Genomic DNA, 8,619 nt, shown 5'->3' with positions numbered 1-8,619 from the left:
CGAGGGTGCTTCGGGGTTGGGGTGCGGGGTCTGCTTCGGGTGCTTCGGGCTGGGGCTGGGCGGCGGTGTGCTGGGGCCGGGGTCCGCTCCGGGGTGGTGCCGGGACTCATGATTTACGGGCGCGTTTCCAGTCCCTGTTTGATGGCGGGCCTCCTTCGCGCCACAAATCACGTTTTACGTCCCGGCACCACCCCTGCGCGGCCCCCTCCCATGAGACCCCTCAACCCGCCCAACCCGATTGCGGGGGAACGGCCGGCCCAGCCCCGGAGGAGCGCGGACCCCTCCCCTGAGACCTCAACCGCCCGCCGTTCATCCCGGGTGCCGGGGAGCCCGGCCGCCCGTGCGCGCCGTGGATTCGTCACCGCTTGGGGTGGGTTCCCCGTTGTGACGCCTCCACCAGCGCCCGCATCACCCTGAGGTCGTCCCCCATCTCCGGGTGCCACTGCACCCCCAGCACCCACGCCCCCGCCAGCTCCACCGCCTCCACCGTCCCGTCCTCCGCGTACGCGCTCGCCGTCAGCGGCGCGGCCAGCCGGTCCACCGCCTGGTGGTGATAGGACGGAACCTCCGCCGTCTCCCCGACGAGCGAGGCGTACCGCGTCCCCGGCACCGGCTTCACCGGGTGCGCCGTGTAGACCCCTTCGCCCCCGGTATGGTCGTCCAGATGCTGGATCAGGGTCCCGCCCAGAGCAACGTTCAGCAGCTGCATGCCCCGGCAGACGCCCAGCAGCGGGGTGCCGGAGGAGAGCGCCGCGTGGATCAGCGCCAGCTCCCAGGAGTCCCGTTCCCGGGCCGGCGGCCCCGTGCGGGGGTCCGCGTCCGCCCCGTACCGTACGGGCTCCACATCCGCCCCGCCCGCGATGACCAGCCCGTCCAGCCGTGCCACGACCCCTTCGGCGGCGGCGGGCGCGTCCGGCGGCAGCATGACCGCGAGCCCTCCGGCCCGCTGGATCAGCGCGGGGTAGACCGCGGGCAGCAGCGCGGCGGGCATCCGCCAGACGCCCCACGCGGCCGGGTCGAGATAGGTCGTGACGCCGATGAGCGGCTGGGTCACCGTGACTCCGTTCCGTTCCGGCCGAGTTCCGCCTCGGCTGCCGCGAGCGCCGCGAACTCCTCTTCCGGCGCCTTGGCGACCAGGTGGTTCCGACTGTAGAGCGCGAAGTAGAGGACGGCCACGGCGTAGACGCCCAGCGCGATGAAGGCCGCCTCCCGGTCCACCAGGAAGGTCGCCGCCAGCGCCGAGAGCGAGAGCAGGAAGGCGACCGACGAGGTGAGCACGCCGCCGGGGGTGCGGTAGGGCCGGGAGAGCTCGGGCTCCCGGCGGCGCAGCACGAGATGGGAGAGGGACATGAGCGCGTAGCTGATCGTCGCGCCGAAGACCGCGATGTTCAGCATCCGTGCCCCGTCGCCGGTGGACGCGGCGAGCGCGAAGCCGATCGCCCCGGGGATCAGCAGCCCGAGGTAGGGCGATTTACGGCGGTTGGTGAGGGAGAGGAACCGGGGCAGATATCCGGCGCGGGAGAGCGCGAAGAGCTGGCGGGAGCCCGCGTAGACGAGGGAGAAGAAGGAGGCGACCAGTCCGGCCAGGCCCGCGTAGTTGACGAAGCGGCTCAGGGCGGTGGGTTCGCCGTCTCCTTGGAGCGCCACCACGAGGGGGTTTCCGGCCTCCTGGAGGGCGGCGGAGCCTTGGGCGCCGGTGGCGGCGAAGAAGGTGAGGACCGCGAGGAGCACCAGAACGCCCAGGGAGACGGCGAGTGCCCTCGGCATCGAGCGGACCGGGTCCTTCGCCTCCTCGGCGGCGAGCGGCACGCCTTCGACGCCGAGGAAGAACCACATGCCGAAGGGGAATGCGGCCCAGATGCCCAGCAACCCGAAGGGCAGCCATGAGTTCGCGCCGAAAGCGTCCTCATCGACCGGGATGTCGTCGAGGCGAGCCGCGCTGAAGTCGGTGAACGCTCCGACGGCGAAGATCAGCAGCGCTCCGACGGCGATGGCGGTGACGATCAGGCTGAAGCGCAGCGCCTCCCCGACGCCCCAGAGATGGATGCCGAGAAACACAACGAAGCAGCCGAGAAGGACCGGCCAGCCGGACTCCAGGCCGAACAGTCCGAGGGATTCTACGTAGTCGCCGATGAAGATGGAGATGGCGGCGGGCGCGAGGATGTACTCGATCAGGATCGCCGTACCGGTCAGAAAGCCGCCCCAGGTGCCGAGCGCCCGGCGGGCGAAGCCGTAACCGCCGCCCGCGGTGGGCAGAATGGCCGAGAGTTCGGCGAGGGCGAAGACCAGACAGGCGTACATCACGCCCATCAGGAGGGCGGCGATCGCCAGCCCGCCGAAGCCGCCCTTGGCCAGGCCGATGTTCCAGCCGGAGAAGTCGCCGGAGACCACATAGGCCACGCCGAGGCCGGTGAGCAGCAGCCAGCCCGCGCTGCCCCTGCGCAGGGTACGCCGCCGGAGATAGTCGTCGGCGGGGACTTCAGCGGGGACTTCGGCGGGGGAGGGGTCACGTTCCGTGGTGCCTTCGGCCATGGGTCGCTCCTGGCGTTCAAAGGTTTAGGGCGACACCTTTGCGTCAATGGCGGGCGCTGCGCAAGGCTCGTGCGCGCGCCTTCTCCGGCCCGGCCCGGCCCGGCCGGAGAAGGCGCCGCGGCGGCCCGGCCGTGCCCTCGCGGCGCTTCCGTGGACCCGGCCGGGCCGGAAAGCCCCGTGAGCCCCCCCGCGGGCCGGTCGGGCCGGGAAAGCCCCGCGGCGCTTCCGCGGACCCGGTCAGGCCAGAAAACCCCGCAGCAGCGCCGCAGTGCCCTCGCAGTGCTCCCGCATCACCTCGCGGGCGGCGTCCGCGTCCCCGTCGAGCACCGCGTCCACGAGCGCGGTGTGCTGATGCTGGGAGTGCTCCAGATTCCGTACCAGCAGGGGGATGCAGTCGAGCAGATCGTTGAGGGTCGCGCGGACCGCGGCGTACTGGGCGGCGAGGGTGGCCGAGCCGGAGAGCTCCGCCAGGGTGAGATGGAGCAGGGTGTCCCGGCGGCGGTATTCGGCCAGCGGCGCGTCATGGGTCGAGACCAGCGCGGTACGCAGCCGGGCGGCGTCCTCGCCGGTGAGCCGGTGCGCCGCGCACAGCCCCGCCGCGCCCGTCTCCAGCACCTCCCGGAAGCGCAAAGTGTCCTCGACGTCCACATCCGCGCCCCGTCTGCGCAGTTCGTCCTCGCCGGGGGCGTCGGGGCGGCGGAGGACAAACGTTCCTCCATAGCGGCCCCGCCGGCTCTCCACCAGACCCTGCTCGGTCAGCACCTTCAGCACCTCGCGCAGGGTGACCCGGCTGATCCCCATCCGCTCCGCCAGCTCCCGCTCGGCGGGCAGCCGCTCCCCGCCGGGCACCAGCCCGAGGCGCAGCAGCTGGAGGATCTGCTCCAGCGCCTCCTCGAAGCCGTTGCCCGCGCGCACCGGGCGCAGCACCGGGGTCAGCCGGTCCGCGTCGTCCTGCTCCGCCACGCTCTTCGTCACGCTCTTCGCCACGTCGAAGGTTCCTCTTCCCAAGCAATGGTCTGGAGCAATACCTTATGGCTTCCGGCTGACCCGAGGAGGCGTACATCCGTGGCAGACCGCACACCCCCGCTCGGGGTAGAGCAGCTGCGCGCCCTGGTCGCGAGCGGTGAGATCGACACCGTGGTGCTCGCCTTCCCCGATATGCAGGGACGGCTCCAGGGCAAGCGGTTCGCCGCCCCGTTCTTTCTCGACGAGGTCCTGGAGCACGGCAGCGAGGGCTGCAACTATCTCCTCGCCGTCGACACCGAGATGAACACCGTCGACGGCTACGAGATGTCGTCCTGGGACCGCGGCTACGGCGACTTCGCCATGCGCCCCGACCTCGCCACCCTGCGCCGGGTCCCCTGGAACGCCGGCACCGCCCTGCTCATCGCGGACCTCGCCTGGAGCGACGGCGCACCCGTCGTCGCCGCCCCCCGCCAGATCCTCCGCCGCCAGCTGGACCGGCTCGCCGAACGGGGCTACACCGCCCAGGTGGGCACCGAGCTGGAGTTCATCGTCTTCAGGGACACCTATGAGCAGGCCTGGGACCGCGACTACCGGGGCCTGACGCCGGCGAACCAGTACAACGTCGACTACTCCGTCCTCGGCACCGGACGGATCGAACCCCTGCTGCGCCGGATCCGCAACGACATGACCGCCGCCGGACTGACCGTCGAGTCCGCCAAGGGCGAGTGCAACCCCGGCCAGCACGAGATCGCCTTCCGCTACGACGACGCGCTCGTCACCTGCGACCAGCACGCGATCTACAAGACCGGGGCCAAGGAGATCGCCGCCCAGGAGGGCGTATCGCTCACCTTCATGGCCAAGTACAACGAGCGCGAGGGAAACTCCTGCCACATCCATCTCTCGCTCGCCGACGCGGACGGCCGCAACGCCATGGCGGGCGAGGGCCCCGGCGGAATGTCGCCCGTGATGCGGCACTTCCTGGCCGGACAGCTCACCGCGCTCCGGGACTTCTCCCTGCTGTACGCGCCCAACGTCAACTCGTACAAGAGATTCCAGCCGGGGAGCTTCGCCCCCACGGCGGTGGCCTGGGGGTACGACAACCGCAGCTGCGCCCTGCGGGTGGTGGGCCATGGACGCTCGGCCCGCTTCGAGAACCGGCTGCCGGGCGGTGACGTCAATCCGCATCTCGCCGTCGCCGGACTGGTCGCGGCCGGTCTCCACGGCCTGGAACAGGGGCTCGAACTGCCTGATGAGTGCGCCGGGAACGCCTACACCGCCGGCTACGCCCAGGTGCCCGCCACCCTGCGGGAAGCCGCCGAGCTCTGGGAGAACAGCCCCATCGCCAAGGCCGCCTTCGGCGACGAAGTCGTCGCCCACTACAGCAATATGGCGCGCGTCGAACTGGCCGCCTTCGACGCCGCGGTGACCGACTGGGAGCTGCGCCGCTCCTTCGAACGACTGTGACGACTGTGAGGGATGATCCGATGCACCACGAGGTCCTCAACCCGGCGACCGGCGAGATCATCGAGACCGTCCAGGCGACGACCGCCGAAGAGGTCGACGCCGCCGTGGTCCGGGCCGACCGGGCCCAGCGGGGCTGGGCGGCGGCGGCCCCCGCCGACCGGGCCCGGCTGCTCCGCCGCTTCGCCGCCGTCGTGGACGAGCACATCGAGGAGCTCGCCCGGCTGGAGGTCCGCGAGGCCGGACACACCATCGGCAACGCCCGCTGGGAGGCGGGCAACGTCCGTGATCTGCTCGACTACGCCGCCGGGGGAGTCGAGCGGCTGAACGGCCGGCAGATCCCCGTCGCGGGCGGCCTCGACATCACCTTCCTCGAACCCCTCGGCGTCGTCGGGGTGATCGCGCCCTGGAACTTCCCCCTCCCCATCGCCGCCTGGGGCGCGGCCCCCGCGCTCGCGGCCGGGAACGCCGTACTGCTCAAACCCGCCGAGGCCACCCCGCTGACCGCCCTGCGGCTCGCCGCACTCGCCCTGGAAGCGGGCCTTCCGGAGCATCTGCTCCAGGTTCTCCCGGGCGCGGGCGACATCACGGGCAACGCCCTGGTCGAACACCCCGGGGTAGCGAAGATCGTCTTCACCGGCTCCGGCCGGGTCGGGAAGCAGATCATGGCCCGCTGCGCGGACCTGGTGAAGCGGGTGACCCTCGAACTCGGCGGCAAGAGCCCCAATATCGTCTTCGCCGACTCCGACCTCGAAGCCGCCGTCGCCGCCGCCCCCATGTCCTTCCTGGACAACAGCGGACAGGACTGCTGCGCCCGCACCCGCATCCTGGTCCAGCGGACGGTCCACGAGCGCTTTCTGGAACTGCTCGCGCCCGCCGTCCAGTCGGTCGTCGTCGGCGACCCGTCCGATGAGAAGACCCGGATGGGACCGCTGATCTCGCAGCGCCAGCTGGACCGGGTGCGCTCCTACGCCCCCGACGGGCTGCCCGGCATCCGGGGCAGCGCGCCCGAGGGGCCCGGCTTCTGGTTCCCGCCGACCGTGCTCACCGGCCTCGACGCCGAGGCCCCCGCCGCCCGCGAGGAGATCTTCGGGCCCGTCGCCGTCGTCCTCCCCTTCGACGACGAGGCCGACGCCGTCCGGCTCGCGAACGCCACCGAGTACGGACTCTCCGGCTCCATCTGGACCCGTGACCTCGGACGCGCCATCCGCGTCTCGCGCGCCGTGCGGGCCGGGAACCTCTCCGTCAACTCCCACAGCAGCGTCCGCTACTCGACCCCGTTCGGCGGCTACCGGCAGTCCGGCCTCGGCCGTGAACTGGGACCCGACGCCCTGACCGCTTTCACCGAGACCAAGAACGTCTACTTCAGCACGGAGGCCTGAGCACCCATGACCGAGACATCCGTCTGCCGCCGGCTGGTGGGCCGTACCGCAGTCGTCACCGGCGCCGGAAGCGGCATCGGACTGGCCACCGCCCGGCGGCTCGCCTCCGAGGGCGCGAACGTGGTCTGCGCCGACATCGACGAGACCACCGGCAAGGCCGCCGCCGAGGAGGCCGGCGGCCTCTTCGTACGGGTCGACGTCACCGACGCCGAGCAGGTCGAGGCGCTCTTCCGGACGGCGTACGACACCTATGGCTCCGTCGACGTCGCCTTCAACAACGCGGGCATCTCGCCCCCCGACGACGACTCGATCCTCACCACCGGAATCGAGGCGTGGCGGCGCGTCCAGGACGTCAACCTCACCTCCGTCTATCTGTGCTGCAAGGCCGCCATCCCCTATATGCGCCGCCAGGGCCGGGGCTCCATCATCAACACCGCCTCCTTCGTGGCGATCATGGGAGCGGCGACCTCCCAGATCTCGTACACCGCCTCCAAGGGCGGCGTGCTCGCCATGTCCCGCGAGCTCGGGGTGCAGTTCGCCCGCGAGGGCATCCGGGTGAACGCGCTCTGCCCCGGGCCGGTCAACACCCCGCTGCTGCGCGAGCTGTTCGCCAAGGACCCCGAGCGGGCCGCGCGCAGGCTGGTGCACATCCCGGTGGGGAGGTTCGCGGAGGCGGACGAGATCGCCGCCGCCGTCGCCTTCCTCGCGAGCGACGACTCGTCCTTCGTCAACGCGACGGACTTCCTGGTGGACGGGGGGATCGCCGGGGCGTACGTCACGCCTCTGTAGCGGGTACGGGGGCGGCGGGGCGAGGCGTACGGGGGCGGCGGGCCGCTCAGAGGAAGGTGCGGCCCTCGCCCCGATAGGTCGGCACGGTCCCGGTCACCCGGTCCCCCTCGATCAGCTGAAGGGCGTCGAACCGCTCGCACAGCTCACCGGCCTTGGCATGGCGGAACCACACCTTGTCCCCGATCAGCAGATCGTCGGCGGGAGCCCCCAGCAGCGGGGTCTGCACCTCGCCCGCGCCCTCCCGGGGGTCGTAGCGCAGCCCCTCGGGGAGATACGGCACGGGGGAGCGGTCCGGGCCCGCCGCACCGGAGGCCGGATAGCCGCCGCCGAGCACCGTCACCACGCCCAGCCCCGGACGGCGCACCACCGGCTGGGCGAAGAGCGCGGCGGGCCGCCCCGAGAACGCGGTGTAGTGGTCGAACAACCGGGGGACGTACAGCCCGGAACCGGCCGCGATCTCCGTCACCGCGTCCTCGGCCGCGGTGTGCTGCACACTGCCCGTGCCGCCGCCGTTGACGAACTCCAGATCCGGGGCCACCGCCCGCACCGCCCGTACGGCCGCGGCCCGCCGCCCCGCCAGCTCATGACGGGCCAGGCGCTGCATCAGCCGGATCGCCCGGGAGCGCACCGGAGCGCCGTCGACCCGGTCGCCGACGCCCGCGATATGCCCCTCGTACGCCATCAGACCCACCAGCCGGAACCCGGGCCGCCGGGCGATCGACCGTGCCAGCTCCGCCAGTTGAACGGGCTCGCTCAGCGGGGAGCGGCGGGCCCCGATCCGTATCCGGCCGCCCAGCAGCCGCAGCGCGGTGTCGAGTTCGAGACAGACCCGGATCTCCGCCCTGCCGCCCGCCCGCGACCGCTCGATCAGCTCCAGCTGCGCCATGTCGTCCACCATCACGGTCACCGCGTCGGCGAGCCGGGTATCGGCGGCGAGTTCGGCGAACGACGACCGGTCGGCGGAGGGATAGGCCAGCAGCACATCGTCGAACCCGGCCCGCGCCAGCCACACCGACTCGGCCAGCGTGAACGACATGACCCCGGCGAACCCGTCCCTGGCGAGCACCCGTTCCAGCAGCGGACGGCAGCGGACGGACTTGCTCGCGACCCGGATGGGCTTGCCTCCGGCCCGGCGTGCCAAGTCGTCGGCGTTGGAGTCGAAGGCGTCGAGATCGACGACGGCGAGCGGCGCGTCGAGATGGGCGGTGGCCCGGTCGTAGCGGGCCCGGTCGGCGGCGCGGGAAGTCATGGGCCGAGCCTGCCAGACCGGATTACCCGGGGGTAGGGGGACGTTTTGGGCAGATCCCCATGGACGCGGGGGCACGGTCCCGTGGAACGGGCACAAACCCGTAGAGTGACGCAGACGTGCAGACGGAGGGCCGGAAGTGGAGACGGCCGGGGCGGCGGAACCGTCGAGGGACCTGGACGAGAAGGGGGGCGGCATGAGTACGGAGGCCGAGCGCCCTCCCGTGCCCGACTTCCCCGACGA

At 72.0% G+C, this 8,619-nt stretch carries 7 protein-coding genes; 3 read left to right on the top strand and 4 right to left on the bottom strand.

Annotated elements, in window-relative coordinates; all coding sequences use genetic code 11:
- Positions 1 to 358: 358 nt before the first annotated feature.
- The 3 genes from FF041_RS08000 to FF041_RS07990 all read right to left on the bottom strand — a co-directional run bounded on the left by FF041_RS08000 (position 359) and on the right by FF041_RS07990 (position 3,519).
- On the bottom strand, positions 359 to 1,054 hold the full coding sequence (locus FF041_RS08000) for a gamma-glutamyl-gamma-aminobutyrate hydrolase family protein (RefSeq protein ID WP_323391430.1): 696 nt from the start codon (positions 1,052 to 1,054) through the stop codon (positions 359 to 361).
- Positions 1,051 to 2,532: an ethanolamine permease gene (gene eat, locus FF041_RS07995; RefSeq protein ID WP_153521653.1), complete on the bottom strand. Its 1,482-nt coding sequence runs from the start codon at positions 2,530 to 2,532 to the stop codon at positions 1,051 to 1,053. The genes FF041_RS08000 and eat overlap by 4 nt, the downstream gene beginning before the upstream one ends.
- A 237-nt stretch (positions 2,533 to 2,769) precedes the next feature.
- Positions 2,770 to 3,519: a FadR/GntR family transcriptional regulator gene (locus FF041_RS07990; protein WP_407698120.1), complete on the bottom strand. Its 750-nt coding sequence runs from the start codon at positions 3,517 to 3,519 to the stop codon at positions 2,770 to 2,772.
- 78 nt (positions 3,520 to 3,597) lie between these two features.
- On the opposite strand from FF041_RS07990, the gene FF041_RS07985 reads away from it, so the two are divergent.
- Genes FF041_RS07985 through FF041_RS07975 form a run of 3 tightly spaced genes read left to right on the top strand, consistent with a single transcriptional unit; the run spans position 3,598 to position 7,130 of the window.
- Positions 3,598 to 4,962, top strand: coding sequence for a glutamine synthetase family protein (locus FF041_RS07985; protein WP_323391429.1), 1,365 nt, complete (start codon positions 3,598 to 3,600; stop codon positions 4,960 to 4,962).
- Between the two features lie 20 nt (positions 4,963 to 4,982).
- A complete protein-coding gene (locus FF041_RS07980) occupies positions 4,983 to 6,341 on the top strand; it encodes an aldehyde dehydrogenase family protein (RefSeq protein WP_153521651.1) in 1,359 nt (452 codons plus the stop codon).
- Between the two features lie 6 nt (positions 6,342 to 6,347).
- A complete protein-coding gene (locus tag FF041_RS07975) occupies positions 6,348 to 7,130 on the top strand; it encodes a 3-oxoacyl-ACP reductase (protein ID WP_153521650.1) in 783 nt (260 codons plus the stop codon).
- A 46-nt stretch (positions 7,131 to 7,176) separates the two neighbouring features.
- On the opposite strand, the gene FF041_RS07970 is transcribed toward FF041_RS07975, so the two are convergent.
- Positions 7,177 to 8,379 (bottom strand): amino acid deaminase/aldolase, encoded by a 1,203-nt coding sequence (locus FF041_RS07970; RefSeq protein ID WP_153521649.1) that lies wholly within the window; start codon positions 8,377 to 8,379, stop codon positions 7,177 to 7,179.
- Positions 8,380 to 8,619 lie beyond the last annotated feature (240 nt).

Origin of the sequence: Streptomyces jumonjinensis (assembly GCF_009600885.1) — a bacterium.
GTDB classification, from domain to species: domain Bacteria; phylum Actinomycetota; class Actinomycetes; order Streptomycetales; family Streptomycetaceae; genus Streptomyces; species Streptomyces jumonjinensis.
The sequence above is the reverse complement of the archived record's forward strand: the minus strand, read 5'-3'. Positions and strand labels throughout refer to the sequence as shown.